Consider the following 361-nt stretch of genomic DNA (forward strand, 5'->3'; position numbering starts at 1 on the left):
CCGGCTTGCGGCGAGTGTCGTCGGCGCCATCCAGCCGTCCATCCTGTCGGCCGAGATCGAGCGTTCGCGGCGCAAGCGGCCGGAAAGCCTCGCCGCCTACGACTACGTGTTGCGCGCCTTTCCGCTCACCTGGTCGCTCGAGCGGGCGCAAAACGAGGAGGCCGGCACGCTGCTTGAACGGGCGATCGCGATCGAGCCGGATTATCCGTTGGCGCTTTCGCTGCTCGCCTGGTGCCACCTGCAGCGCGCGGGCTACCGCTGGACCGAAACGCCGGCCGCTTCCCGCGAGGAGGGCCTGCGCCTGGCGCAGAAGGGCGCGACGCTCTCCGGCGACGACCCGATGGTGCTCGCCGTGCTCGGC

The 361-nt window shown here is 71.2% G+C and carries 1 pseudogene; it reads left to right on the forward strand.

The features are described from left to right. A pseudogene (locus tag EN869_RS34715) lies at positions 1-361 on the forward strand (hypothetical protein); the annotation flags it as partial.

The organism is Mesorhizobium sp. M2D.F.Ca.ET.226.01.1.1, from assembly GCF_004022705.2.
Taxonomy (GTDB): domain Bacteria; phylum Pseudomonadota; class Alphaproteobacteria; order Rhizobiales; family Rhizobiaceae; genus Mesorhizobium.